This is a genomic window from Stenotrophomonas sp. YJH_SMC_14-1 (genome assembly GCF_059372275.1).
This window is the reverse complement of the sequence record NZ_JCAFVK010000004.1, coordinates 163,295-188,510: the sequence shown is the minus strand read 5'-3', so window position 1 is coordinate 188,510 and position 25,216 is coordinate 163,295. Positions and strand designations below refer to the sequence as shown.

The following is a 25,216-nucleotide window of genomic DNA, read 5'->3' as shown; positions in this document are numbered from 1 at the left end:
GAATTGAAGAGAGATGCAGGCTCAACCGCCGCGGCGGTCGAGCTTGTGGATAGGGCCGGTCCACCACCACAGCGCGGCCAGCGACAGCGGCACCAGCGCGGCAACGAGGATGAAGATCGGGGCATAGGAGTGGCGGGTCAGCACCGGCACCAGCCAGGTGGTGATCAAGGTGCCGGCCACGGCGGCCAGGCCACCCAGGCCTGCCAGCGTGCCCACCGAGCGGCCGTCGAACAGGTCGCCCGGCAGGGTCTGGATGTTGCCGATGGCCACCTGGAAGCCGAACAGCACCGCAGCGATTGCCAGCACCGCCAGCAGCGGCTGGTTGGCCAGCACTGCACCCAGCAGGGCAGGAGCCATGACCACGCAGCCCAGCGTTATGGACAGCTTGCGGGCGCGGTCCACGCTGTGCCCGGCGCGGATCATCCGCCCGGAGAGCCAGCCGCCGCTCAGGCTGCCCAGCATCGCGCCGACAAACGGCACCCAGGCGAACAGGCCGATCTGCTTGATGTCGAAGCCGAAGGTTTCAGCCAGGTAGATCGGCAGCCAGGACACGAACAGCCACCAGATCGGGTCCAGCAGGAAGCGGCAGGCGAGCATGCCCCAGCTCTGCCGGTGGGCCAGCAGCGCACGCACGCTCACCTTCGGTGCCACCGCGTCCTGCTGCCCGGTCTGGTCTTCATGGATCAGCCGGCGCTCGGCATCGCTCACCCACGGGTGCTTGTCCGGCCCGGCGCGGTAGACAAACAGCCATGGCAGCAGCCACAGGAAACCGATTGCACCGACCAGCACGAAGGTGCCGCGCCAGCCCAGCCACAGGTAGAGGCCAGCGATGGCCGGTGCGGAGACGATCGCCCCGATCGACGCACCGGCGTTGAACACACCCTGCGCCAATGCGCGCTCGCGCGCCGGGAACCACTCGGCATTGGCCTTCACCGCGCCCGGCCACGCGCCTGCTTCGCTGATGCCCAGCATCGCTCGTACCAGGCTGAAGGACAGCATCGAATGGGTGATCGAGTGCAGGGCGATGGAGATCGACCACACGCTGATCGACAGGGCGAAACCCAGGCGCGTGCCGATCATGTCGAACAGGCGGCCGAACAGATACTGGCCGGCGGCGTAGAACAGCATGAACACCGTCACCAGCAGGGCGTAGTCATCCTTGGTCGCGCCCACTTCCCTGGCGATTTCCGGCCACATCACCGCCAGTGCGTTGCGGTCGATGTAGTTGATGACCGTGGCCACGGCAATCAGGCCCACGATCAGCCAGCGCACGGCTGAACGCACCGGCACCTTGCGCAGCTTGGCCACCACCGCAGGGCCGTTCATTTGCCGTCACCCTTGCTGCGGTCCATGCGTGCGTGGCTGCCGCTCCAGCGGTAGGCATGGCCGTCCACTGTCACGCTGTGCTCGCCCTTGGCGCTGCTGTCGTCGGCCACGCCCAGGGCGATGCGCGCGCCACTGGCCAGGCGCAGCTCGATCACCTCGGCATCGCTGCCGCGGGTACGCACGATCTCCCTGATGCGGCTGTCGGCGCCATGCACGTACTCGGCGGTGCCGTTGTACTCGCCATGCGGCTCCAGCACGCTGAAGAAGGTCACGTCCTTCTGGCCGTCCACGCGCTGCAGCAGGGCAGGCTCGCGCCGCAGGTTGAATTCCGGATCGTTCGCGCCGCTTTCCACCAGCAGCGCCTGCGCCGGCGCACTGCTGCCGAAGCGGTAGGTGTAGAAGCGCCCGTCCAGCAGCCACGCCAGGGAACGCGGCTCGCTGCCGGGTTTGCTGCGTGCATCCAGCCACAGGTGCTGGTAGCCGTTGTCCTTGCCCAGCACCGGGCGCTGGCTGGGGAAGTGTTCGGCCTCGAAGCCGGTGGTGACGATGTGGCCTTTGAAGTGCAGCGGCAGGTCGTAGCGCGCGGCCTTGTCGCCGTGCACCTGCAGCAGGTCCAGCACCACCGGCAGGCCCAGGTCGGGGTGGCGCAGCAGCGCCTGGGTGCGGGTGAACGCCACGCCGGGATAGGCATCGCGCATCGTTGCCGAGGCAATCTGGGTATCGGCGTCGGCTTGGAAGAAGCGCACCTGCGGGGCATGCGCCTCGCCACGCTTCCAGTCGCCCATGAAGTGACTCTGCTCGTCCACCACCAGGGTGTTGTGGGCCACGGTCTGCTTGGCCCAACTGCGGTTCTCGGCCAGGTAGATGCCACCGCGCTTGGCTTCCACGTTGAGGAAGCGGGCGGCGCCGTAATCGGTCACCACCGGGTTGCCGTTGTCGTAGAACAGCCAGTTGAGCTTGTCGAAGTGGCCGTGTCCCATGCCCTGCATCGTGTCCTTCTGCACCAGTGCCTGGCCGCGTTCGCCGTTCATGCGCAGGATCGCCACGCCGCCGCGGTCGCCGTCGGGGCCATCGCGCAGCAGCATCGGGCGGTAGTCGAAGGGCTTGGCCTTGTTGGCGGCCAGTGCCTGCGCCACCTGCAGGCCTTCGGGTGACAACAGCAGGCGCTTCTGCTGCTGGGCCACCGACAACAGGCGGTCATCACCGGTGCGCGTATAGGCGATGCCGATGCCGGCCACCAGCTCTTCGGTGTCGATGCCCTTGTCCAGGATCGCATCGTTGATCGGGAAGAACAGGCCGCCATAGCTGGACTGCACCAGCACATCCACCGCCTTCAGCAACACGCCATCGCGACGCGCGAAGATCTTCCGCTGCGGCTCATTGCGTTCGATGGCGTTGGCGAACAGCAGGAACGGCGCCAGTGCATAGCGCTGGTAGTAGGGGCCTTCCTCGTAGTAGCCATCGGGCGAGAACAGCAGGTCGATCTGCCGCAGGAAGCCGAACTTGTCGTCCTTCTGGCTGCCGCGCAGGGACTTCTCCACCAGTTCCTGGTCGCGCAGCACGTAGCCGGTCATGCCGGTGGCGGCCACCGCCCACGTGGCGTGGTTATGGATCTGGTCGTAGTTCTTCGGTTCGCTGACGAGGAACTCGGCCATCGGCCGGAACACCTTCGATTCGATGGTGTTGCGGTCCTCGGCGGACAGCGCGTCATGGATCGCGTCATAGCCCTGGATGGCGTTGACCAGCCATACCGAATCGTTGAGCACCTGCCAGAACACGCGGCCGGGAATCTGGCCCCTGCCTTCCGGGTGCGGGCCGAGCGTCGGGTACAGCCTGGCATACTGCAGCAGCATGTCGCGCGCGTAATCCACGTAGGTCCTGTCGCCGGTCAACCGGTACAGCGTGCCCGCCGCCAACAGTGCCTGGTAGTTGCGCTTGTGCTGTTCATGGGTGCGCCCGCCGCCCTTGTCCCTGGGCACCGGCACGTCGATGCCGGCCTTCATCATCTTCTTCAGTGTTGCCTCGGTGCGCGCCTGCTCCTTGGCGAACCACGGGTAGCGGCGGCCTTCGCTGGCCATCTGCTGCCACTGCGCAGCGGTGACCAGCACCGGCGCGGTGTCGGCCTGCCGCGCGGCGGCAGCGGGCGCTGCGGACAGCGACGCGGTCGGCAGCAGGGCGAAGGGGGCGGCCAGGGCCAGGGAAACGAACAGCGGCTGCAACCTCATCGATCAACTCCATTGCGGGTGCGTGACAGGGCAACTTCGCCCACCTTGGGATACCAGGCGACGCCGGTCGCCTCGCGCGCGGTCATCGCCAGGGCAGGATCGGCGCCCACGGCGGGCAGGGCAGGCGTGGCCACCCACAATCCGCTGGCAGCCTGCTGCAGGCTGACGCCACGGCCTTCTACGCCACCCGGGAACACGGTGCTGGCTGCCGGCGACTGCACGTTGCCGCTGAAGTCGATGCCGGCCAGCGAACTGGCGGCAGTTGGTGGGTTGCTGCTGTTGCGGTTGACGATCAGGTTGCCGGTGAGGCGGCTGCTGCTGGCGGCGACCACGATGCCTTTGGCTTCATCGTGGCCGACGCCGAAACTGATCTTCGCCACGTCCACGAAGGTGTTGCGATTGATCGTGGCATTCACCACAGGCGCATAGCCGGACAGCGGAGGACTGGCCTGCGCATCCATCACCGCCAACGCCGAACGGTTGCTGGACCCGGCCAGCCGCTCGAAGTAGTTGTTGCTGACGGTCTGGTCGGCGTTGATGATGCGTACGCCGCCGGTGCCGGCCTTGTCATCGCCGAGGAAGACGTTGTCGATCACCCGGTTGCCGTTGCCATGGCGCAGGGTCAATGCGCCGGCCGAACGGTAGAAGACGTTGCCGCGGTAGGTGTTGCCGCCGGACTTGTTGCTGATGATCTCGGTCTCGCCGTCGCAGCCTTCGAACCAGTTGTTCTCCACCGTGCTGTTGGAATCGCTCAGTGAGCTGTCGCTGGTGCCGACGCGGATCGTTTCGCCCCCGTTGACGCCCAGCGCCGGGCGCGGCCCGAACCAGTTGTGGTCGATACGGTGCTGGTTGTCCAGGCCCTGGGTGGCATCGCGCACCACCACCACGGTCGGCCCGGCGTTGGTCTTGCCGCGCAACTGGCTGTGATCCAACCGGTTGTTGCTGCCATACAGCGATACCCAGTAGTCCTGGTCGCTGGCATCCGGGTTGGTGTAGTCATCGATCACCAGGCCGGTGACGCGGCTGTTGCTGGCGACTGCCTTGCTCGACTCGCGGAACGCCACCACCGCATCACCCGGCGCATGGCCGTTGCGGAACACCAGGTTGGACACCTGCAGGTAGCTCCCGGCCAGGCGCAGGTCCGAGCGCCCGCTGAGGACGACCTTGCCGGCGGTCTGCGCGCGCAGCACGATCGGTGCGGCTGCCGTGCCCTGACCCTTAAGCAGCAGCCGGGCATCGGTCCAGGTGCCGTCAGCCAGCACGATCTCATCGCCAGGCTGCAGCGCCGAGGCGGCGGTAGTGAACTCCGCGACATCGTGGACGAGCCAGCTGGCTGCGCTTGCTGCTGAAGTGGTCAGGCACATTGCTAGGCCAGTGGTCAGGCAAAACAGCCGTGGATTATTGGATCGGTTACGGGCCAGCGGGTGAATGCGCATGAAATCCTTCCAGGGACGGCCGCGCCGTCGTTTCAGGGTGGGCCTGCATACCACTTTCGGGTTTGTTGTAAGCCAGCTTTCGCGCAAAGTCATGCTGCATTAGCACATTAAATTGCGATCAACTGGTATGGATCAAAGGCATTTGAACAATCGCATACCAATTGGTTGACATTTTCATGTCGCCGTGCCGAAGCTGCGTCCCACGCCTGGCATGCAGGCGATCCTTTGGGAGGAGGAAACCATGCGGCGACCCGCCGGAGCAGTGCACAGCATCTCGTTGTCCCCCACACCCCTGATCGTGGCGTTGCTCGCCGTGCTGGCGGGGCTGCCCACGGCCCAGGCGCAATCCGGCAAGGACGCGGCAGGGCAGGATCCCACCACGCTGGACCAGGTACAGGTCACCGGCATCCGCGAATCGATGCAGAGTTCGATCAACAAGAAGCGCGATGACACGGTCATTGCCGACGTGCTCTCGGCCGATGACATCGGCGACCTGCCGGCGCCCTCGCTGGCCGATGCGATCGAGACCCTGACCGGCGCCGCTTCGACCCGCGACAAGACCGGCGCCTCGGAAATCTCCATCCGTGGCCTGGGCGCCTTCCTCAGCAGCACCAACTTCAATGGCCGCGAGATCACCAACGGCAGCGGCGACCGCTCGGTGAACTTCAACATGTTCCCCGCCGAGCTGATCAATACGGTGGCCATCTACAAGACCCAGCGCGCCGACATCATCGAAGGCGGCGTGGCTGGCACCATCGGCCTGGAAACAGTGCGCCCACTGGAGTACGGCAAGCGTGCGGCGCAGCTGGACCTGCGCGGCAGCTGGGCCGAGTATGACAAGAAGTACCGCGACGACGACGGCATCGGCTATCGCGGCACCGCCAGCTACATCGACCAGTTCGAGTTCGGCAACGGGCAGAAGCTGGGTATCTCGCTGGGCTTCCAGCGCCTGGACGGTACCGACCCGGAAGAGAGCATCACCAGCGGTTCCACCTGGTATGCCTGCGATGGCACGCAGAACGTTGGCAATGCCAACTGCAATGAAGTGTCCGCGCAGGCCATCGCCAACGGCGCGCCGTACTACCTGGTGCCAAGCAGCCGCATCTACCGGCTCAAGCAGGAGCGCAACGACCGGCAGAGCGAGTTCGCCGCATTGCAGTGGCGGCCCAATGACCTGGTTGAAGTGAACCTCGACTTCGAACACACCGAGCGCAACTGGTACGAGAACCGCAGCGACCTGAGCCTGTCCAACGCCCGTCGTGGCATCACCCGGCGCGAGGTGGACGAGGACGGCATCGTGCGCCACCTGCATGGCAGCACCTCGATTGATTCCACCTCAAACCGCTACTGGCGTGGCGAGGAGTACACCGGGGGTGGCCTGAACCTGATCCTGCGACCGACCCCGGCCTGGGAACTGTCCACCGACCTTTCGTACTCGCACACCAATCGCCTCGACAGCGAGCGCATGACCCGCCTGCGTGCCAACCAGCGCAACGTCAGCAATGCCATCGTGCCGGGCATCAGCAGTGGTGCCACCGGCTACGTGGACTATGACTGGGACTGGCACGGCGAAGTGCCCAGTGTTGCGCTGGCGCCGAACTTCGACCCCAACAACTGGGACGCCTACACCGGCGCGGCGCGCGTCACCTCCAGCGCAACGGAGAACGACCACAGGATCAAGGCCGGCCGCTTCGATGCCAGCTTCATGCCCGAGTCCGGTTTCCTCACCCGCATCAAGGGCGGCGTGCGCGCCAGCCAGGCTGACTACCGCCTGCGCGACAACACCCTGGTGAGCGACTACGACCAGCGCGTGGCGGCCGACAAGGCGAAGATCATCGCCGCCAACCAGGCCTGCCGCGCGCCGTTCCCACAGGATGATTTCATGGATGCCGCCAGCGGCAACACGATCTCCTCGTGGGCGTACTTCGATCCGAACTGCCTGTACCAGTCGTTCCGTGGCAGCCTCGACAGTGGGTTGGATCCGGGTTTCCAGGATCCGAACAATGTCGATATCACCGAGAAGACACGCGCGCTCTATCTGATGGGGGAGTTCAGCAGCAGCCTGTTCGGCTTGCCGGTGACCGGCAACCTCGGCCTGCGCTGGGTCAAGACCGATGTTCGCTCCGAAGGCGTGCGTACCGGGCTGCGTATCGAGGACAATGGTGACGGCACGATCCGCCTGCAACCCACCGGTGCGTACAGCACGCAGGTGTTCAGGGCGGGCAACGACAAGCTGCTGCCCAGCCTCAACGCGGCCTTCGAACTGCGCCCGGACGTGTTGCTGCGGGTCGGTGCATACCGCGCGATGTCACGGCCGGACATCGCCGCGCTGGGTGCCGGGCGCACCATCAACGTGAGCAGTGATGCCACCTACGGCAATCTGGCCGACGCGCTGGATGACATCAGCGCCAGCGGCAACCCCGCCGCGCAGCCGCTGATGTCCTGGAACGGCGACCTGTCACTGGAGTGGTACCCGAACCCGGACACGATGCTGGCCGGCGCGGTGTACTGGAAGCAGTTCAACGGCGGCACCGCCACTGCGCTGGTGCCGGAGACCTACACCATCGACGGCCAGAGCGTGACCGTGCCGGTACGCCAGCAGGTAACCACCGACGAGGACAGCACGCTGACCGGCTTCGAGCTGACCGCCACCCATCGACTGTCGTACCTGCCCAAGCCGTTCGACGGACTGGGCTTCAAGGTCAGTTACAACTACGCCGATGCCGACTACCGGACCCAGGACTCGCGACTGGGCGAGCAGCTGGCCAGTGACGGCACGATCATTCCGGCGATCGTGCCGCCGGCGGGCCTCAGCGGCTTCTCGCGGCACGTCCTGTCCGGCTCGATCTACTGGGACGTCGGGCGCTTCAACATCCAGGCCATCGGCAAGTTCCGCTCGCACTACTACCAGGACTTCACCGGCAACACCGCACAGCAGAACCGCTACTACAATGACAACACCAGCGTGGACCTGCGCCTGCGCTACCGGGTGAACAAGCAGTTGTCGCTGTCGCTGGAGTTGATGAACCTGACCAACGAGCCGCGCGTGGCCTACCAGCCGCTTTATGGGAACTTCCGCGAAGTGGTGACCTACGGGCGGCGTGCGTATTTCGGTGTACGATACAAGTTCTGAACAGAGCGGCGCGGCCAGTGGTCGCGCCGTCGCTCCAACCGGACCCTTGCCGGCCGCGGTGGCAGGGCAGGGACCGGGAAGGAATCGCCAAGGGTCAGCCGCATGTCCGCCAACCGCCTTTACCAGACCATCGCTGCCAAGCTCCGCAAGCTGATCGAGGACGGCGAATTCCCGCCGGGCTCGCGGCTGCCGGGCGAGCGTGAACTGGCCGAACGGTTCGGTGTCAGCCGGGTCACCATCCGCGAAGCCGAGATCGCACTGGAAGCACAGGGCTGGATCGCGATCCGCATCGGTTCGGGCGTGCATGTAAAGCCGCGCCCGACGCAGGCGCCCGGCGGGCTGCCGGATGTCAGCGCCTTCGACCTCACCGCTGCCCGCGCGGTATTCGAGGCCGAGGCCGCCGCTCTGGCGGCAAGCAATCTGGATGATGCCGGCATTGCCGAGCTGCAGGCGCTGGCCGAAGCGCTGTGCCGTCGCGACCTGAGTGACGCGGAAGCCGGCGAGTACGACCGCCGTTTCCACCTCGCCATCGCACGGCTTTCCGGTAACCCGGTGGTGGAGTTCTTCGTGCAGCAGATCTGGCGCATGCGCAGCGAACTGCCGCGGGTAACCGAGGTCTATGCACGGGTCTGCCATGATGATGGCGCCAGCCGTGCCGACGAGCACATGGCGATCTTCGAAGCCCTGCGCGCGCGCGATCCGGTGGCCGCGCGCAATGCGATGCGCCATCACTTCCAGCGCCTGTTCGAGGCCATGCTGCAGGCGACCGAAAGCCAGGCGCTGGAGGAGATCCGCCGCCGCACGCAGCAGGACCGCGAACGGTTCATGGCCACGACGCGTATCTGAGTAACGGCGTTTCCAGGGCCGCCGGGCGGGTCAGGACGCTGTGACGTGCGGGGAATCATCCTTGCGGGTGCCGACGAGCGCGAAGTAAGCTCTGCTTCGTCGACGAGGGGGACACCATGTACGCAAGGATCGCGGCAGCTGCGCTGCTGTGTATGACGGCCCTGCCTGCGTCGAGCGCCAACCGCGGCTCGACGGTGATGGAGGATTACGCGGCGGCGCTGAATGCCCGCGGGCAGATTCTGCAGTTGGATACCGGTGACATGTTCGGGGAAAGGATCGGGCTGTTTACCGGCTCGGTGGAATTCCTGCAGACCGACGTCGACCTGCCGGGCAACAGTGCGCTGGAGGTGGGCATCAAGCGGCGCTTGGTGGCAGGTGCGCAGGGCCGGCAGGGATTGGGCATGTTCGGGGTGTGGGACCTGGCCCTGCCCAGGGTGCATGGGACGTTCAGCACCCAAGGTGGATGGAAGAATTACGTGGTTGCCGAGCCGCTCAACCGCTGTTCGAAGTTCACCCCGCCTCCAACCGAGATCGTCACGGTGAAGGCGCAGACGCCGACCGGGCCAGGGACATTCACCGAGTACTTCAACTCCGACGAGTTCTGGCATGGAACGCAGCTCTACCTGCCAGAGACCGGTGACGAGGATCTACTCGTGCAAAGCAACGAATGGCCCGTGCCGAGTACAGGCCATGCCTACCCGATGCGAACCAAGAGCGGCAATGTCATCCGCTGCGTCGCCATGGACGATGGGGCGGGTGAGGGCTTCGAAGTCACGACGCCTGCCGGTATCACCTATACGCTCAATCATATGGCCAGCCTTGGTAGCGGACCGCCATTGATCAAGAAGGGATACTCGCGGGGAAACTTCGGCTCGGTTACGGAGTTCGAGTTCGTTCTTTTCCGGCAGGAGTTCCATATTCTTCCGACCAGTGCCCGAGACCGGTTTGGAAATTCGGTGACCTATACGTGGGATCCGGCAAATCCACGGCAGTTGCTGCGCATCGCAGCCAACGATGGCCGCACCGTCGATCTCGAATGGACGGCTGGATCGCCCAGCACGCTGCCAAGCGAAGTGAGCGCGGTCCGTGCGGGCGGGAGGACGTGGACCTACGGTACGGTGGTGGGTGGCTACAAGGTCACCTTCCCGGACCAGTCCTACTGGCAGACTACGGGGTTCAACGTAGGCACCATGGGTGCCGGTGCCGTTCCCGCGGAGCGGGCTTTCTGCCGGAATCCGGGTGTGGTGAAATACGGCCATTCCGGTTCGATCCGCCATCCCAGTGGTGCAGTGGCGAAGTATCGCTTCGAGCCGACGCTGCATGGCCGCTCGTGGGCGCGTTATGGCTGCAATATGCCCGACAGCACCGGTAGCGGGTTCCTCGACTCGATCGAATACACGCCCGCCAGGTACTACACGTGGTCGCTGGTTTCCAGGACAGTCACCGGGCCGGGCATCGACCAGCCTTATACGTGGGCCTACAGTTACGGCCCGGGCAACGGGTGCTATGCCGACGGCAGCAAGGAACTGTGCCAGGCGAATTCGCCGGCCACGAAGTGGGTGGACGTCAAGGATGCAGGGGGTGTCACCACCCGGCACACCTTTGGCAATCGATTCAATGTGGACGAAGGCTATCTGCTTTCCTCGGTCCAGCCGGGCCGCGCCACCACCCTCAGCTATCAGCTTGACGCTTCCGGCAGCTATCCGGCATTGGCCGGGCGACCGGCATATCAGCGTGCCAGCGGAATCATCGCAGCCAAGCAGATACCGTTGTTGCAGAAGGTCATCGAGCAGGATGGCGTGCGCTACATCTGGAAGGTCAATACGTTCGACAGCATGGCACGACCTGTGTCCATCACTGAAGCCAGCCAGCCCGTGCAGTAGGCGTACGATGTGGCAGGACAGGGGCCGCAACGCGGGCAGTGGCACGTGCTGGATCGCCCCGCCGCGCCCTGTTCGCCCTGGAAAAGGGAGCAGCAAGAACGAAGGCACTACACCGCCGGAACCGTGATCCTCTGCAGATCCAGTCTGGCCCGTGACCCCGCACCGACTCATTCCAGGAAACCCGCATGTCCGACAACCCTCCACCGCTGAACATCCTGGCGTTTGCCGGCAGCCTGCGCAGCAACAGTTACAACCGGCGCCTGGTCAGGGCTGCAGCAGGCGCCGCGCCTGCGGGCCTGCTGCTGGCCGTGCATGACACCATCGCCGATATTCCGCTGTTCGACGAAGACCTGGAAGCCGCCGACCCGGCCGGCCCTGCCGGGGTCAAGCGCCTGCGCGCGGCCATTGCGGCCGCTGACGGCGTGCTGATCGCCACGCCGGAGTACAGCCAGTCACTGCCCGGCGTACTCAAGAACACCCTCGATTGGCTGTCCCGCGACGATGCCGAGTACCGCACGGTCCTTTCGGCCAAGCCGGTGGCGATCATCGGCGCTACGCCGGGTCACTGGGGCACCAAACTGGCACAGTCGCAGCTGCGCCATACACTGACCGCCATGGGCGCATTGACCATGGCCTCGCCACAGCTCTATGTGGCCGAAGCAGCGGCCGCCTACGACGATGACGCGGAAGATTTCGACGCGGCGACGCGCAAGCGCCTGCAGCGCTTCCTGGAGGGATTCCAGAGCTGGGTCCAGCTGCTGCAGGGTGGGGCGTCGCGCGGTTGAGCGGTGCCGGCAGGGGCCGTCATCGCCCGCCGGTGCCAAGGACCGGATCATGCAGCCCGCGCAGCTTTTTCTTGTTGATCTTGCCCACGCTGGTCCGCTCGATTGCATCCACGAAGCTCACGCGCTCCGGGATCGCATAGCGTGAGATGTCTCCGGAACGGCTGCGCGCCGCGACCAGTTCGATGATCTCCGCTTCGGCCACATGGCGTTCCTGGCAGCATCGGATGACATTGCACTGATCAGGCTTGCGACTGCTGCAAAGGATGTACAGCCAGTAGCGCTCTATCGCGGTGCTGCCGAAGTCGCGCAGATCGCGGCCCTGATAGGGAAGGGGGCTACCGGCAATGGCGTCGTAGGGCTGGTGCCAGGCGGCCCGCATCGCACGACCCTGCGGCGTGCATACAACGCGCTTACCGGCGGCAACGACCGCTATCTCGGGTATCGGTTCGATCCGCCTCCGCAGGCCCTGCCGCCAGAGGGGGTTCTCGGCAACGGTGACAGCGGTGGTCCGCTGGTGATTGATGATCACGGAACGCCGCAGCTGGTGGGGCTTGGTTCGTGGATCACTGCGGTTCCGGAGCATGCGCTCGAGGCGGGGTTCTATGGCCAGGTGGTCTACAACGTCCGCGTATCGCGCGACATCGACTGGATCGAAAGCATCAGCCGTGACGCGTCACATTGATTGCTTTTCGTGGAGGCGTAGCAGTGCAGGGGGGCGTTGCCCTGATCTCAGCCGGTGCGACGGGCGTTCGTATGCTTCCCATCATGGGCTCATCATTTCACCGTCCAGATTTCGTGATCGTCACCCGGCCGTCCGGCTGGGTGCAGAGCGGTGAGCGCTGGGATCTGTGGTGGAACGGCCGTTCGGTGGCCAGTATCGTGCCGCATGCCGTGCTCGGGTTCCGCCTGAAACTGGACGCACGCAGGATGTCACAGAGCAAGGTCGTGTCCGTCGCCAGCGCCCGGCAGGCGAAGCGCTACGCCGAGCGCTGGTGCGCGGCGCGGCTCTGCCCACAACTGCCACTGCGTGACGCCGTCGCCCGACTGGTGCAGAGTGCGCCCGAACCGGGCGCCGTGCCTTCGCCTGCACTGACCCGGACGCAGCGGCAGCAGGCCCGGCGCCTGGCCGAGGCCGGCGCAAGCGAGATGGGGCGGATCAAGGAAGCGCTGGCGCCACGGCCGCGCGTGATGGCCGCCAGGCCCGAGGTGCAGGGACGAGGTGGAACCTGGTCTGTACCCGGCCAGAATCCATCCTCGCCGCACCGAAACGGGAACACCTCCCCAGCCAGGATTACGCCGAAAGCTCCTCACGCACGATCCTGGCCCCTGCGCTGAGCGCGCGCAGCTTGCCGCGTGCCACTTCCCGCGCAAGCGGCGCCATGCCGCAGTTGGTGCTCGGGTAGAGCTTGTCGGCATCCACGAACTGCAGCGCCCTGCGCAGGGTGTTCGCCACATCCGCCGGCGTTTCCACCGTATTGGAGGCTACGTCGATGGCGCCCACCATCACCGTCTTGCCGCGCACCAGTTCGATCAGGTCGATCGGTACGTGCGAGTTCTGGCATTCCAGCGAGATGATGTCGATGCTGGAGGTCTGCAGCTTGGGGAACGATTCTTCATACTGCCGCCATTCCGAGCCCAGTGTCTGCTTCCAGTCGGTGTTGGCCTTGATGCCATAGCCGTAGCAGATGTGCACCGCCGTCTGGCACTTCAGGCCCTCAACCGCACGCTCCAGCGCGGCCACGCCCCAGTCGTTCACTTCGTCGAAGAACACGTTGAAGGCCGGCTCATCGAACTGGATGATGTCGACGCCAGCGGCTTCCAGCTCCTTCGCTTCCTCGTTGAGGATCTTCGCGAACTCCCAGGCCAGCTTTTCGCGGCTCTTGTAGTGCGCGTCGTACAGCGTATCGATCATGGTCATCGGGCCGGGCAGGGCCCACTTGATCGGCTGCGTGGTCTGGCGGCGCAGGAACTTCGCATCCTCGACGAACACCGGCTTCGGACGGCTCACGGCGCCGACCACGGTCGGCACGCTGGCATCGTAGCGGTTGCGGATGCGGACCGTTTCGCGCTTCTCGAAATCGACACCGCTGAGGTGCTCGATGAAAGTGGTGACGAAGTGCTGCCGGGTCTGTTCGCCGTCGCTGACGATGTCGATGCCGGCGTGCTGCTGCTCCTGCAGGGACAGGCGCAGTGCATCCTGCTTGCCTTCAATCAGGCCGTCGTCCTGCAGCTTCCAGGGTGACCAGAGCTTCTCGGGCTCGGCCAGCCAGGAGGGCTTGGGCAGGCTGCCTGCGGTGGAGGTGGGAAGCAGTTTCTTCGTCGACATTGCGTCTGGTTTCCTGGGGGCGAATGGGGAATCGGTGGATCAGCGGGCAGCCCACTGTTCAAGCACGGCGCGGTACGGCTTGATGAAGTGTTCTTCGGTGAACCGGCCCTGCTTGACCGCCAGCTGGCTGCGCTCTTCGCGGTCGTAGACGATGCGGGTGGAGGAGTAATCCTGGTGCTTCAGGCTGGGCTGATAGACCTTGCCCGCCACGGAGTTGGCGTTGTAGATCTCCGGGCGGTAGATCTTCTGGAAGGCCTCCATCGTGCTGATGGTGCCGATCAGCTCCAGGTTCGAGTAGTCGCCCAGCAGGTCGCCCTGGAAGTAGAACGCCAGCGGTGCGACGCTGCCCGGCGGCATGAAGTAGCGCACCTGCAGGCCCATCTTGTCGAAGTACTGGTCAGTCGGAGAGAACTCGCCCTGGCGGTATTCCACGCCCAGGATCGGGTGGTGGTTCTCGGTGCGGTGATAGGTCTTGCTGCTGGATACGCTGATGCAGATCACCGGCCCCTTGCTGAAGTTGGCGCGGTAGGCCTCGGACTCCAGGAAATGCTTGAACAACTTGCCATGCAGGTCGCCAAAGCCCTCCGGAATGCCAAAGGTGGCCTTCCCTTCGTTGCTGGCCGGCAGCACCACGCTGAAATCATAGTCGCGCACGTAGGACGAGAAATTGTTGCCGACGATGCCTTCGGTACGCACGCCGGTGCGGGTGTCGACGATGGTCGGGCGCAGCACCTCGATCAGCGGGAACGGATCGCCGCCACCGCTGCTGCCGATGTGCATCTCCACCGAGATGATGTCCAGCTCGACCGCGTAGCGATCCGCGCTGGGGTTGTCCCAGTGCGCCAGATCGTTGAAGCGGTTGTTGATCATGCTGATCGTGTTGCGCAGGTTTTCCTGGCGGGACGCGCCGCGGGCCAGGTTGGCGAAATTGGTGGTGATGCGCGTCCCGTCAGCAGGCTGGTAATCCTCGTTGAAGGGGATCTGCGTGATGCTGAAGGTGAAGGTGTCGGTCGTCATGGGTGGCGTTCCGTAGTGCGGGGTGACATCCGGATGCGGGCGAGGGCATCCGGCATTCAAAGTGCTGCGGCCGCTTCCAGGTCGGCGGCGCGCTGGCGAGGCAGGTCCAGCAGCGGCACGGCCCGCCGCACCGCCAGCCGTGCGCGCTCGAGCAGGGCGTCGTTGTGCACGCGACCGTCGGCGAAATCGCGGTCGGTGGCGTAGACGCCCAGCGGCAGGGTGCGCGCCTGGAAGAAGCTGAAGAGCGGGCGCAGCTGATGGTCGATCACCAGCGAATGGCGCTCGCTGCCGCCGGTCGCGGCCAGCAGGATGGGGGTGTCGACCAGTGCGTCCTGGTGGACGAAGTCGAAGAAGTGCTTGAACAGCCCTGTGTACGAGCCGCGATAGACCGGCGTGCTCACCACCAGCACATCGGCCTGCTCGACGGTGGTCAACTGGCGTTCCACGGTGTCGGGCAACTGCGAACGCCAGAGCGCACCGGCCAGCTGCGGGGCCAGTTCGCCCAGTTCGACCAGGTGCTGCTCGCTGTGGATGTCCTCGCCGATCAGGCCCAGCAGATGCTCGGCCAGGGCGGCGGCCTTGGAGGGGCGCTGCAAGCCGCCGGACACGGCGACGATTCGAAGGGGGCGGGCAGGTGAAAGCATGACCCGATGCTAGCCACGGCCTTCCATGACGTAAAATGGTATTACTTCACCTATCCATGAGCAGGATTCATCGTCATGCTGGAGCGGATCCACCTCAGCATCGTGCAGCAGGTCGAGCAGCAGGGCTCGCTTACCGCGGCCGCCGGCGTACTCAACCTGACCCAGTCTGCCCTGAGCCACAGCATGAAGAAGCTGGAGCAGCAGCTGGGCACTGATGTATGGCTGCGCGAAGGCCGCAGCCTGCGCCTGACCCAGGCCGGGCAATACCTGCTGGCCGTCGCCAACCGCGTGCTGCCGCAGCTGGATCTGGCCGAGGAGCGGTTGGGCCAGTTCGCACAGGGCGAGCGCGGCGCGCTGCGCATCGGCATGGAATGCCATCCCTGCTACCAGTGGCTGCTGAAGATCGTCTCGCCGTACCTGGCCGCGTGGCCGGATGTGGATGTGGACGTCAAGCAGAAATTCCAGTTCGGCGGCATCGGCGCGCTGTTCGGCTACGAGATCGACCTGCTGGTTACCCCCGATCCACTGCTGAAGCCAGGCCTCAAGTTCATTCCCGTGTTCGACTACGAGCAGGTGCTGGTGGTGGCCAGGAACCACGCCCTGGCCAAGGTGGATTACGTGAAGCCGCGCCAGCTCGGCCAGGAAGTGCTGATCAGCTATCCGGTGCCGTTCGAGCGCCTGGACATCTACAACCAGTTCCTGCTGCCGGCCGGCATCACGCCGCGACGGCACAAGGCCATTGAAACCACCGACATCATGATGCAGATGGTGGCCAGCGGTCGTGGCGTGGCCGCCATGCCGCGCTGGCTGGTGGAAGAGTACGCCACCCGCATGGACGTGGTGCCGGTGCGCCTCGGTGCGAAGGGCATTCCCAAGCAGATCTATCTGGGTGCGCGCGAAGCCGATACCAGCATCGACTACCTGCAGGCCTTCATCGAACTGGCGCGGAACAGCTCGCCACTGGCCGGCAATGCAGGCGGAGCCCGTTGATGGCTGCACCTGGATCACTGCGGGCGGAAGCCTTCATCAACACCTTTTCACTGGAGGTCAGCGCGAAGTCCATGCCCGCGCTGCGCGCCGAGGCCGACCGCATACCGCGCGGCACAACGATCTCCATTCCCTGGCTGGCCAGCGAGGACGACGACGCACGCCTGGCAGCGGCGCGCAGGGTGCGTGAACTGGGCTTCGAGCCGATGCCGCATCTCTCGGCGCGGCGCATCGGGTCGCGTGCGGTGCTTGAGCGCTTCCTGCAGCGTGCCGCCAACGAGGCAGGTGTCGCCCAGTGCCTGGTGATCGCCGGCGACCTGGCCACGCCCGCCGGACCGTTTGCTGACAGCGCTTCGATCATCGAGAGCGGCCTTCTGGAGAGGGCCGGTATCAAGGTCGTCGCCATCGGCGGTCACCCCGATGGCCATCCGGTCCTGGGCAGTGACGCGTGCTGGCAGGTACTGGAACACAAGTGCCAGTCCATCGAAGCGCGCGGCATGGCGCCAGTGATCATCACGCAGTTCGCCTTCGATGCCGACATCGTCCTGGCCTGGTTGCACGCGCTGCGCGCCCGTGGCATCCACGTTCCGGTGCTCGTTGGCGTGCCGGGCCCGGCAAGCATCGCGCGGCTGGTACGCTACGCCGCAATGTGCGGGGTGGGGGCCAGTGCATTGATGCTGTCCCGGTATGGCATCTCGATCGGCCGGTTGCTGGGCAGCGCGGGCCCGGAGGTGTTCGTGGACCGTCTGGCGGGCGGTTTGACTGATGCCCACGGGTTGGTCAGCCCGCACTTCTTTCCGTTCGGTGGAATTGCCCAGTCGTTGGACTGGATCAACCAGCATCGGGCGCTGCCATCGGTTGCCCGCCGCTGACAGGCCATCAATCGTGCCTGCCGGGCAGCGCATGACCCGGTGCCGCCGCGCTCAGCCCCGGCGGTGGCGTATCCCTGACGGGGTACTGATCAGGCCCGCATTGCTGATGGCCTGGCGCGTACCGCACGCCCGGCACGCAAGCACGGTTCCTCCTCGCACATGCTCCATTTCCTGCTCGCCCCAGACGCTGGTTGCGCCGCAGGCCGTGCAGGTGGCTTCGATCTGCAGGGCACGGGCCAGGTCGCCCTCCGCGCCTGGCGTGTAGGTGAGGTCCCTGATCTTGAATAGGCCGGTATGACTCATTGGAACGCCGTTGTGGGTGCACTACGGGAAGATGCGAGGCGAAGGTGTCGACAGGGTTGGCACAGTGTCGAGAAACGGCGCGCTTCAGCTCATGCATCACTACGCAGCACGAACTCCTCCAGCCGCGCCCGGCTGACGGACTGGTGGTTGCCGCAGCCTGGGCAACTGAGCGAAGCAGCGCCGTTGAGATCGACGAGGCCATGATCAGGAATGGCGCGGAACTGCCTTGAACACTTCAGGCAGGAACAATCGATCCGGGTGACCTGCAGCAGGGTGCCATCCTCACGCGCCACTCCTTCGACGCTGTTTACATAGAACTGTCCGATGTCGCGCATGAAGATGAATAAAGCCCTGAACGTATGGGGGCGTTCATCATGCCGCCTGTCGCGCTGCTAGGCGCGAACAGTATTCTGAAGAATTAAGAATACGCATCACGGCCGGGACTTGCGCCGGGTGCTAGAGTGTGAATAGGTGCCGACGTGGCCCTGCATTCAAGGCGAAGTCCATGCCCATCCGGGCCGTTGTATACGCAAGCCAGGCCGTTGAAGGCCTTTCGATTGACCGCCTGGAAGCCCTCGTCACCGATGCCGCGAGGTTCAACAAGCTTGCAGGGGTGACAGGCGTGCTGCTGCATGACGGCACGCGGTTCGTGCAGTACTTCGAAGGGCCGGAAGATGGGGTGGCCAGCGTCTACGAGCGGGTGCTGCAATCGACCAGCCACACGGATGTGGTGGAGCTGGCCCGGGGGCGTGTCTCTACCCGGCAGTTCCCCTATTGGTCGATGCACCAGCTTCCTGCCGACCAGCTTCTGGTCGGCAGGCTTGCCAGGGCCGACTGGTCACGCTTCAAGAGAAGCCAGCCCGAGGAAATCGCAGGCTCCGCGTGGGGAATCGATGTGCTTGCTGCGGCGGTAGCGCCCTACGTACACGCTGCTTAGTTTCCTCTTGGGCGGGCACTTGATCGAGGTGTGCAGTGAAATGAAGGCACTCATCACGCTCATCGCTGCACTGGCTGCGAGCCCGGCGCTTGCCGATGCCCCGCTGCCGCCGCCGGAGAGGTTCACGGCATGCTCCCCCGCGCGGAATCTCTGTACCGATTCGGATCCGGCCTTGAATTCAACACGGGTAACGCCGCAGGCATCGGGTCAGGAAGCCTGGCTGATACCCGGCTGGCATCGCTGGCTGTTCCCGTCGGACGATGGGGAGTCGGTCGTGGTCGGCTACGAGGGCATGAACCTGGTTCCTGCTGACGTGACGTTGAGCGAGCCGGTGCTGCATTTCTACAATCGCGGCCGCCTGGTTCGCACGGTTACGCTCGATCAGTTGTATCGGCGCACCATGGCGTGACCACGCCATCACCCGCATTCACCCCGCAGCAGCGAAAATGCACCATCGGGCGTGCCCCTACGCGCGCCGCTCACTGCCCGCAGGATCGCGAAGATGCCCAATCCCCCCTTTGGTGAATCGTCATGTGCCGCCGCTGCCAGCGGTTGCGTCGAGGTGCGCGGCGCGCGCGAGCACAACCTCAGGAATGTCGACGTCTCCATCCCGCGCAACGCATTGGTGGTATTTTCCGGTGTTTCGGGCTCCGGCAAGTCATCGCTGGCGTTCGGCACGATCTTCGCGGAGGCGCAGCGGCGCTACTTTGAGTCGGTTGCGCCGTATGCACGGCGCCTGATCGACCAGGCCGGCGTGCCCGATGTGGACGCCATCGACGGGTTGCCGCCGGCAGTGGCCCTGCAGCAGCAGCGCGGCGCCAGCAACGCGCGCTCATCGGTGGGCAGCGTCACTACGCTGTCCAGCCTGGTGCGCATGATGTATTCGCGTGCAGGTGCATACCCGGCCAACCAGCCGATGCTTTACGCCGAGGACTTTTCGCCCAATACCCCGCAGGGCGCCTGCAGCACCTGTCACGGGCTGGGGCACGTCTACGAGGTGACGGAAGCCTTGATGGTGCCGGATCCGTCGCTGAGCATCCGCGAGCGCGCCATCGCCTCCTGGCCGCCGGCCTGGCATGGCCAGAACCTGCGCGACATCCTGGTCACGCTCGGCTACGACATCGACGTACCGTGGAAGAAGCTGCCGAAGAAGGATCGGGAGTGGATCCTGTTCACGGAAGAAACGCCCACCGTGCCGGTCTATGCAGGCTTCACGCCTGCCGAGACCCGGGCTGCGCTCAAGCGAAAGCTCGAGCCGAGCTACATGGGTACATACACCGGCGCGCGTCGCTATGTGCTGCATACCTTCGCCAACACCCAGAGCGCGCTGATGCGCAAACGGGTTTCCCGCTACATGGAAGGCAAGCTGTGCCCGGCCTGCCACGGAAAGCGCCTGAAGCCGGAAGCGCTCTCGGTCACCTTCGCGGGCGTGGATATCGGTGAGTTCATGCGGTTGCCCCTGGATCAACTGGCGGATCTGCTGGAGCCCATCGCGGAAGGTGATTTCGGCGCACACAGCAAGGGTGCACCTATCAGCAGGCATGCGACACCCCGCGATCGTGCCCGGCGCGCCGCGAGTGGCCGCGCGACGCACGAGGGCGCCCCCGACGTGCGCCGGACCTCGGCCCTGTCCGAAGAGAAGCGGCTGGCCGCACAGCGGCTGGCGGGCGGAGTCATGGGGCGGGTACGGCAACTGCGCGAGCTTGGCCTGGGCTATCTCTCGCTGGACCGCGCCACGCCCACGCTGTCCGCCGGCGAACTGCAGCGCCTGCGGCTGGCCACGCAGCTCAGCTCGTTGCTGTTTGGTGTGCTGTACGTGCTCGACGAGCCTTCGGCCGGACTGCATCCCGCCGACAGCCAGGCGCTGTACGACGCGTTGGACCGGCTGCGTGATGGCGGAAATTCGGTGTTCGTGGTCGAGCACGATCTGGAGCTGATGCGCCGCGCGCAGTGGCTGGTGGACGTGGGCCCGGAGGCCGGCGAGCGGGGAGGGCGCGTGCTCTACAGCGGCGAGCCCGATGGCCTGCGCCAGGTGCAGGATTCGCGCACGGCCCGGTATCTGTTCGACCAGGTGCCTGCGCCTGCCAGCCGCCAGCGAAGCGCCGCGAACTGGCTGGAGCTGAAGGGCATCCATCGCCACAACCTGCACGGTGTGGACGCGCAGGTGCCGCTGGGATTGCTGACGGCAGTGACCGGCATTTCCGGCTCGGGCAAGTCCAGCCTGGTGGCTCAGGCGCTGCCAGAGCTGATGCTTCTGCATCTGGGGCATGAACCTGCGGACGATGGCGCCGAGGCCTCGCCGACCGACGGGCCTACCGTAATCGAAACGACGCGAGGCCAGTTGGCCGGTGATCTGGACGCCATCCAGCGCGTGGTGCAGGTGGACCAGAAGCCGATTGGCCGCACACCGCGCTCCAACCTCGCCACCTATACCGGGCTGTTCGATCACGTACGCAAACTGTTCGCGGCGACGCCCGCCGCACGTCGTCGTCGCTTCGATGCGGGCCGTTTCTCGTTCAACGTAGCCAAGGGCAGATGCGAAACCTGCGAAGGCGAGGGTTTCGTGAGTGTCGAACTGCTGTTCATGCCCAGCGTCTATGCCCCATGCCCCACCTGCCACGGCGCCCGCTACAACGAGGCCACGCTGAAGGTGCTATGGAATGACCGCAACATCGCCGAGGTCCTGCAGATGACGGTGGACCAGGCGCATGCATTCTTCATGGCAGAGGAGATTATTGCCCGGCCGTTGCAGCTGCTGCAGGACATCGGACTGGGTTACCTGAGGCTGGGCCAGCCGGCCACCGAGCTTTCAGGCGGCGAGGCCCAGCGCATCAAGCTGGCCACCGAACTGCAGCGCAGCCAGCGCGGACGCACGCTTTACGTGCTGGACGAACCTACCACCGGCCTGCACGCGTCGGATGCGGACAGGCTGCTGGTTCAGCTGCAGCGGCTGGTCGACGCAGGAAATACGGTGGTGATGATCGAGCATGACATGCGGGCCGTCGCGCAGGCGGACTGGGTGATTGACGTCGGGCCGGGCGCAGGCAGTGCGGGTGGCACCATCGTGGCGAAGGGAACGCCGCAACAGGTGGCGCGCGCGCGGGGAAGCAGGACAGCGCCTTTCCTTGCGCGAGAGCTGGCTCCTCTGTAGGGCCGAGCCATGCCCGGTCATCACCCTCGGCCAGATCCGGGGTCGGCCTGTCCAGCCAACGATGCTCAGGTCTCCCCGCGCCACTGGCTCATCAACATCTGGAGAAAGCGTTCCGCGGTAGGCGAGAGCAGGGCGCCTCGGCGACGGACGATCCCGATCGTGCGCGACACCACAGGGTTGCCTATCGAGCGCGTCACCAGGGTGGGATGATCCCCGTCCGGCGTAGCCATCTTCGGCAGGACAGACACGCCGATGCCGGCCTCGACCATGCCCAGTGACGTCGACAGGTGGGTCACTTCGTAGTGCCAGCTCAGTTTGAGGTTCTCGCGCGCCAGGGCGCCGTCCAGCAGCGTGCGGTTGCCGCTGGTGCGATGCACGGTGATCAGCTGGTGCTCGGCCAGATCGGCCCATTCAACCTTGCGCTTGCGGGCCAGCGGATGATCGCGTCGGCAGGCCAGCACGAAGGGATCTTCGGCCAGCACGTCGAAATCGAGATTCGGATCGTTGGCGCCCATGAAGTTGATGCCGAACTCGACTTCGCCACGCTCTACCGCCTGCAGGCCTTCGGTAGCCGGGATATCCAGGATCCGGAAGCGCACGTTGGGATGCGCTTCGTGGAAACGCGCCATCACGCTGGGCAGGAAGTAGAACGCCGCCGTGGGCAGGCAGGCGATGGTGACGGTAGCGCCCCGCGTATCGTCCCGGCCCCGCAGTGAGAACAGTGACCCATCGAATTCCTCCAGCATGCGACGCACCAGCGGCAGCAGGTTCTCGCCGACGGCGGTGGTGCTGACGCTGCGCGTGGTGCGCTCCAGCAGTGGCGAACCCACAGCCTGCTCCAGCTTCTGTATCCGTCGGCTGAGTGCCGGCTGGGAGACGTGCAGGATCTCCGCGGCGCGGTGGAAGCTGCGCGTCTCCGACACCAGCAGGAATGCGCGCAGATCGAGGATTTCGCAATTGATGCTCATTGGGTATCAATCATCCAAAAATCAGCAATTCACAGATCAATTGGGGTCATGCCAGTATCGAATCACAGAGGGGTCATTCATCCCCTATACGCATCAATCTAGCACACGTATGTCCAACGATCTGCTCAGCATTCCCTGCGTGCTCATGCGCGGTGGCACCTCCAAGGGCCCGTTCTTCCTGGCCAGCGACCTTCCGGCGAACACCGCCGAACGTGATCGCCTGCTGGTGGAAGTGATGGGGTCGGGTCATCCGCTGCAGATCGACGGCATCGGTGGTGGCAACGCGCTGACCAGCAAGGTGGCCATCATCGACCGATCCAGCCGGGCAGACGCCGACGTGGACTATCTGTTCGCCCAGGTAAGGGTGGAGCAGCAGGTGGTGGACACGTCCCCCAACTGCGGCAACATGCTGGCGGCGGTGGGCCCGTATGCCATCGAGCGGGGGCTGGTGCAGGCTCAGGATCCGCAGACCGAGGTGCGCATCCACAACGTCAACACCGGCAAGCTGATCATCGCCACGGTGGAAACGCCGGGTGGCCATGTGGTCTACCGCGGTGATACGCGCATTGCCGGCGCACCGGGCTCGGCCGCGCCGGTCAGGCTTTCCTTCCTTGATGCCGCAGGCGCCCGCACCGGCAAGCTGCTGCCCAGCGGCCACGCCCGGGAAACCATCGATGGCGTGCCGGTCAGCCTGGTGGACTGCGCCATGCCGATGATGCTGGTGCGTGCCGAAGACCTGGGCGTGCACGGTGATGCCTCGCCCGCCGAACTGAACGCGGATGCCGCGTTCATGCGCCGGCTGGAAGCGCTGCGCATCGAGGCGGGCGCCCGCATGGGCATCGCCGACGCCGGCAACAAGGTCATTCCCAAGCCGGTGCTGCTGTCGGCGCCGCAACACGGCGGCGATCTGCAGGCGCGTTACTTCATGCCGCACCAATGCCACACCGCACTGGCCATTACCGGCGCGGTCGGCCTGGCCACCGCCGCCGTCACGCCGGGCACGCTGGCCCACACTTTGGTCGGGTGCCTGTCCGTTCCCGGCAGCATTACCCTCGAACATCCGAGCGGGGACCTGCAGGTGGGCCTCAGTCGCAGCTCGGATGACGCACCGGTGATTGCCAGCGTGGTCCGCACCGCACGCCGATTGTTCGAAGGTCGCGTGTTTGCGACAACGCCAGTGCCTGCCATGGCCAGTTCCACCCAAGCCCGCCAATGGACGTCAGCGGCATGATCTGAACCCGGCAGGGCCGGCGCAGACGCGCATGCCAGCCATTACAACGTAGATGCTTCACTCCTGGGAGGGATGATGTACAAGCAGTTCTTCATGGCCGCGCTGTGCGCGGCCGGTCTGGCCGCGGCCGGTTGCAGCAACAGCGGGCGCCCCGATGGCGCATCCACCGGCACCGGTGACGATGCACCCGTGCGCATCAGCGTCGGCTCCTACAACCTCAACAACCTTCCGTTCTTCATTGCCGATACCAAGGGCTACTTCAAGGACGTCGGCCTGGACGTAAAAACCGAGAACTTCGCCCAGGGTGGCTCGAAGGTGCTGCAGGCCCTGGTGGCGAATTCCACCGACGTGGCGGTCGGTTTCTACGACCACACCATCCAGATGCAGGCCAAGGGCAAGGACGTGGTGGCCTTCGTGCTGCTCTCGCGCAATTCCGGCCTGGTGATGGCGGGGCGCGAAGATGCCACGTTTGATCCTGCGCGACCGGAGTCCATCAAGGGCCAGAAGGTCGGCATCACGGCCCCGGGCTCCTCGTCCGACTTCTTCGTCCGCCACTTCCTGGCGCAGCACGATATTCCGGCCGACAGCATTTCGCTGATCGGCGTCGGCTCCGGCGCTGCTGCAGTCGCCGCGCTCGAGCAGGGCAAGATCGACCTGCTGGTCAACTACGATCCGGCTGCAACCCTGATCACCGAGCGCAAGGTCGGGAAGATCATCCTCGACGCGCGCAGCGACGAAGGCGCCCGCCAGGTCTATGGCGGGCTGTACCCGACCTCGGTGATGTATGCCAACCAGAGCTTCCTGGACAAGCGCCCCGAAGCGGCCGAGAAGATCGCCCGTGCCGAGCAGATGGCGTTGAAGTTCATCGCCGACAACAGTGCCGAGGAGATCGTTGCCGCGCTGCCGGACAGCTACGTCTCCGGCGACCGCGCCACCTATGCCCGCGCGGTGGAGAACGCGCGCGCGATCTTCACCCGCGATGGACGCTTCACGCCGGCCGACCTGGAGACGCCGTTGAAGGTGCTGCGTGAGTTCAATACCGATGTGGCCAAGGCCAACGTTGATCTGTCCAGGACCTACACCAATGCCTTCGTCCAGCGTGCCAACGCTGCGGCGCCGGCTGCCCAACCGTAAGCGGAGGTAACC

20 protein-coding genes and 2 pseudogenes are annotated in these 25,216 nt (G+C 65.3%); 13 read left to right on the top strand and 9 right to left on the bottom strand.

Translation table 11 applies throughout. The annotated features are described in order from the left end of the window. Nucleotides 1–21: 21 nt before the first annotated feature. Genes AC5P9P_RS12505 through AC5P9P_RS12495 form a run of 3 tightly spaced genes read right to left on the bottom strand, consistent with a single transcriptional unit; the run spans nucleotide 22 to nucleotide 4,987 of the window. Nucleotides 22–1,326, bottom strand: a complete 1,305-nt coding sequence (locus tag AC5P9P_RS12505; RefSeq protein ID WP_049403739.1) for an MFS transporter — start codon at nucleotides 1,324–1,326, stop codon at nucleotides 22–24. Further along, nucleotides 1,323–3,551 (bottom strand): oligoalginate lyase, encoded by a 2,229-nt coding sequence (locus AC5P9P_RS12500; protein ID WP_049403738.1) that lies wholly within the window; start codon nucleotides 3,549–3,551, stop codon nucleotides 1,323–1,325. Before AC5P9P_RS12500 ends, AC5P9P_RS12505 begins: the two co-directional genes overlap by 4 nt. Continuing rightward, nucleotides 3,548–4,987, bottom strand: coding sequence for a polysaccharide lyase 6 family protein (locus AC5P9P_RS12495; protein WP_049452417.1), 1,440 nt, complete (start codon nucleotides 4,985–4,987; stop codon nucleotides 3,548–3,550). Before AC5P9P_RS12495 ends, AC5P9P_RS12500 begins: the two co-directional genes overlap by 4 nt. A gap of 241 nt (nucleotides 4,988–5,228) precedes the next feature. Here AC5P9P_RS12495 and AC5P9P_RS12490 point away from each other — a divergent pair, with 241 nt between their 5' ends. The 4 genes from AC5P9P_RS12490 (at nucleotide 5,229) to AC5P9P_RS12475 (ending at nucleotide 11,634) form a co-directional block, all read left to right on the top strand. After that, a complete protein-coding gene (locus AC5P9P_RS12490) occupies nucleotides 5,229–8,120 on the top strand; it encodes a TonB-dependent receptor (RefSeq protein WP_288469002.1) in 2,892 nt (963 codons plus the stop codon). Nucleotides 8,121–8,222: 102 nt separating this feature from the next. After that, the gene (locus AC5P9P_RS12485) at nucleotides 8,223–8,966 is read left to right on the top strand and encodes a FadR/GntR family transcriptional regulator (protein ID WP_005409753.1); all 744 of its coding nucleotides are present in this window, start codon (nucleotides 8,223–8,225) and stop codon (nucleotides 8,964–8,966) included. A 116-nt stretch (nucleotides 8,967–9,082) separates the two neighbouring features. After that, complete coding sequence (locus AC5P9P_RS12480; RefSeq protein WP_495232825.1) at nucleotides 9,083–10,849, top strand: wall associated protein; 1,767 nt, start codon at nucleotides 9,083–9,085, stop codon at nucleotides 10,847–10,849. 185 nt (nucleotides 10,850–11,034) lie between these two features. Beyond that, nucleotides 11,035–11,634, top strand: coding sequence for an NADPH-dependent FMN reductase (locus AC5P9P_RS12475; RefSeq protein WP_242898782.1), 600 nt, complete (start codon nucleotides 11,035–11,037; stop codon nucleotides 11,632–11,634). A gap of 19 nt (nucleotides 11,635–11,653) precedes the next feature. Here the strand turns inward: AC5P9P_RS12475 and AC5P9P_RS12470 are convergent. Continuing rightward, a pseudogene (locus AC5P9P_RS12470) lies at nucleotides 11,654–11,839 on the bottom strand (fatty acid--CoA ligase); the annotation flags it as partial. Between AC5P9P_RS12470 and AC5P9P_RS12465 the strand changes: the two are divergent. Next, nucleotides 11,840–12,316, top strand: a pseudogene (locus AC5P9P_RS12465) (trypsin-like serine protease); the annotation flags it as partial. Between the two features lie 71 nt (nucleotides 12,317–12,387). Beyond that, nucleotides 12,388–12,969 carry a hypothetical protein gene (locus AC5P9P_RS12460; RefSeq protein WP_111151288.1) on the top strand — a complete coding sequence of 194 codons (582 nt, stop codon included), beginning with the start codon at nucleotides 12,388–12,390 and terminating at the stop codon, nucleotides 12,967–12,969. Here the strand turns inward: AC5P9P_RS12460 and AC5P9P_RS12455 are convergent. From AC5P9P_RS12455 to msuE, 3 genes are read right to left on the bottom strand one after another with little or no spacing between them, the layout of a single operon-like run. Then, nucleotides 12,926–13,960: a methionine synthase gene (locus AC5P9P_RS12455; RefSeq protein ID WP_164227125.1), complete on the bottom strand. Its 1,035-nt coding sequence runs from the start codon at nucleotides 13,958–13,960 to the stop codon at nucleotides 12,926–12,928. The genes AC5P9P_RS12460 and AC5P9P_RS12455 overlap by 44 nt on opposite strands. A 39-nt stretch (nucleotides 13,961–13,999) precedes the next feature. After that, complete coding sequence (locus AC5P9P_RS12450) at nucleotides 14,000–14,977, bottom strand: DUF1852 domain-containing protein (RefSeq protein WP_033834233.1); 978 nt, start codon at nucleotides 14,975–14,977, stop codon at nucleotides 14,000–14,002. A 56-nt stretch (nucleotides 14,978–15,033) separates the two neighbouring features. Beyond that, nucleotides 15,034–15,621, bottom strand: a complete 588-nt coding sequence (gene msuE / locus AC5P9P_RS12445) for an FMN reductase (protein ID WP_414497608.1) — start codon at nucleotides 15,619–15,621, stop codon at nucleotides 15,034–15,036. 75 nt (nucleotides 15,622–15,696) lie between these two features. Between msuE and AC5P9P_RS12440 the strand changes: the two genes are divergently transcribed. Next, a complete protein-coding gene (locus tag AC5P9P_RS12440) occupies nucleotides 15,697–16,611 on the top strand; it encodes a LysR family transcriptional regulator (protein ID WP_033834231.1) in 915 nt (304 codons plus the stop codon). Further along, nucleotides 16,611–17,480, top strand: a complete 870-nt coding sequence (locus AC5P9P_RS12435; protein WP_033834230.1) for a methylenetetrahydrofolate reductase — start codon at nucleotides 16,611–16,613, stop codon at nucleotides 17,478–17,480. The genes AC5P9P_RS12440 and AC5P9P_RS12435 overlap by 1 nt, the downstream gene beginning before the upstream one ends. Nucleotides 17,481–17,872: 392 nt before the next feature. On the opposite strand, the gene AC5P9P_RS12430 is transcribed toward AC5P9P_RS12435, so the two are convergent. Beyond that, a complete protein-coding gene (locus AC5P9P_RS12430; RefSeq protein WP_012480318.1) occupies nucleotides 17,873–18,118 on the bottom strand; it encodes a hypothetical protein in 246 nt (81 codons plus the stop codon). 170 nt (nucleotides 18,119–18,288) lie between these two features. Here AC5P9P_RS12430 and AC5P9P_RS12425 point away from each other — a divergent pair, with 170 nt between their 5' ends. The 3 genes from AC5P9P_RS12425 to AC5P9P_RS12415 all read left to right on the top strand — a co-directional run bounded on the left by AC5P9P_RS12425 (nucleotide 18,289) and on the right by AC5P9P_RS12415 (nucleotide 21,871). Continuing rightward, the gene (locus AC5P9P_RS12425; RefSeq protein WP_033834229.1) at nucleotides 18,289–18,720 is read left to right on the top strand and encodes a BLUF domain-containing protein; all 432 of its coding nucleotides are present in this window, start codon (nucleotides 18,289–18,291) and stop codon (nucleotides 18,718–18,720) included. Between the two features lie 40 nt (nucleotides 18,721–18,760). Further along, a complete protein-coding gene (locus tag AC5P9P_RS12420) occupies nucleotides 18,761–19,129 on the top strand; it encodes a hypothetical protein (RefSeq protein ID WP_033834228.1) in 369 nt (122 codons plus the stop codon). A 93-nt stretch (nucleotides 19,130–19,222) separates the two neighbouring features. Beyond that, nucleotides 19,223–21,871 (top strand): excinuclease ABC subunit UvrA, encoded by a 2,649-nt coding sequence (locus AC5P9P_RS12415; RefSeq protein ID WP_033834227.1) that lies wholly within the window; start codon nucleotides 19,223–19,225, stop codon nucleotides 21,869–21,871. A gap of 65 nt (nucleotides 21,872–21,936) precedes the next feature. Here the strand turns inward: AC5P9P_RS12415 and AC5P9P_RS12410 are convergent, their stop codons facing one another. Then, nucleotides 21,937–22,839: a LysR family transcriptional regulator gene (locus AC5P9P_RS12410; RefSeq protein ID WP_033834226.1), complete on the bottom strand. Its 903-nt coding sequence runs from the start codon at nucleotides 22,837–22,839 to the stop codon at nucleotides 21,937–21,939. A gap of 109 nt (nucleotides 22,840–22,948) precedes the next feature. Between AC5P9P_RS12410 and AC5P9P_RS12405 the strand changes: the two genes are divergently transcribed. Beyond that, entirely contained in the window at nucleotides 22,949–24,070 is a 1,122-nt protein-coding gene (locus AC5P9P_RS12405) for a 4-oxalomesaconate tautomerase (RefSeq protein ID WP_033834225.1), read from the top strand. A 75-nt stretch (nucleotides 24,071–24,145) separates the two neighbouring features. Continuing rightward, on the top strand, nucleotides 24,146–25,204 hold the full coding sequence (locus tag AC5P9P_RS12400) for an ABC transporter substrate-binding protein (protein ID WP_495232824.1): 1,059 nt from the start codon (nucleotides 24,146–24,148) through the stop codon (nucleotides 25,202–25,204). Nucleotides 25,205–25,216 lie beyond the last annotated feature (12 nt).

Excerpts from the sequence above, each read along its gene's own strand:
- AC5P9P_RS12505 (WP_049403739.1), bottom strand. The coding sequence starts at position 1,326 with ATGAACGGCCCTGCGGTGGTGGCCAAGCTGCGCAAGGTGCCGGTGCGT.
- AC5P9P_RS12500 (WP_049403738.1), bottom strand. The coding sequence starts at position 3,551 with ATGAGGTTGCAGCCGCTGTTCGTTTCCCTGGCCCTGGCCGCCCCCTTC.
- AC5P9P_RS12495 (WP_049452417.1), bottom strand. The coding sequence starts at position 4,987 with ATGCGCATTCACCCGCTGGCCCGTAACCGATCCAATAATCCACGGCTG.
- AC5P9P_RS12490 (WP_288469002.1), top strand. The coding sequence starts at position 5,229 with ATGCGGCGACCCGCCGGAGCAGTGCACAGCATCTCGTTGTCCCCCACA.
- AC5P9P_RS12485 (WP_005409753.1), top strand. The coding sequence starts at position 8,223 with ATGTCCGCCAACCGCCTTTACCAGACCATCGCTGCCAAGCTCCGCAAG.
- AC5P9P_RS12480 (WP_495232825.1), top strand. The coding sequence starts at position 9,083 with ATGTACGCAAGGATCGCGGCAGCTGCGCTGCTGTGTATGACGGCCCTG.
- AC5P9P_RS12475 (WP_242898782.1), top strand. The coding sequence starts at position 11,035 with ATGTCCGACAACCCTCCACCGCTGAACATCCTGGCGTTTGCCGGCAGC.
- AC5P9P_RS12460 (WP_111151288.1), top strand. The coding sequence starts at position 12,388 with ATGCTTCCCATCATGGGCTCATCATTTCACCGTCCAGATTTCGTGATC.
- AC5P9P_RS12455 (WP_164227125.1), bottom strand. The coding sequence starts at position 13,960 with ATGTCGACGAAGAAACTGCTTCCCACCTCCACCGCAGGCAGCCTGCCC.
- AC5P9P_RS12450 (WP_033834233.1), bottom strand. The coding sequence starts at position 14,977 with ATGACGACCGACACCTTCACCTTCAGCATCACGCAGATCCCCTTCAAC.
- msuE (WP_414497608.1), bottom strand. The coding sequence starts at position 15,621 with ATGCTTTCACCTGCCCGCCCCCTTCGAATCGTCGCCGTGTCCGGCGGC.
- AC5P9P_RS12440 (WP_033834231.1), top strand. The coding sequence starts at position 15,697 with ATGCTGGAGCGGATCCACCTCAGCATCGTGCAGCAGGTCGAGCAGCAG.
- AC5P9P_RS12435 (WP_033834230.1), top strand. The coding sequence starts at position 16,611 with ATGGCTGCACCTGGATCACTGCGGGCGGAAGCCTTCATCAACACCTTT.
- AC5P9P_RS12430 (WP_012480318.1), bottom strand. The coding sequence starts at position 18,118 with ATGCGCGACATCGGACAGTTCTATGTAAACAGCGTCGAAGGAGTGGCG.
- AC5P9P_RS12425 (WP_033834229.1), top strand. The coding sequence starts at position 18,289 with ATGCCCATCCGGGCCGTTGTATACGCAAGCCAGGCCGTTGAAGGCCTT.
- AC5P9P_RS12420 (WP_033834228.1), top strand. The coding sequence starts at position 18,761 with ATGAAGGCACTCATCACGCTCATCGCTGCACTGGCTGCGAGCCCGGCG.
- AC5P9P_RS12415 (WP_033834227.1), top strand. The coding sequence starts at position 19,223 with ATGCCCAATCCCCCCTTTGGTGAATCGTCATGTGCCGCCGCTGCCAGC.
- AC5P9P_RS12410 (WP_033834226.1), bottom strand. The coding sequence starts at position 22,839 with ATGAGCATCAATTGCGAAATCCTCGATCTGCGCGCATTCCTGCTGGTG.
- AC5P9P_RS12405 (WP_033834225.1), top strand. The coding sequence starts at position 22,949 with ATGTCCAACGATCTGCTCAGCATTCCCTGCGTGCTCATGCGCGGTGGC.
- AC5P9P_RS12400 (WP_495232824.1), top strand. The coding sequence starts at position 24,146 with ATGTACAAGCAGTTCTTCATGGCCGCGCTGTGCGCGGCCGGTCTGGCC.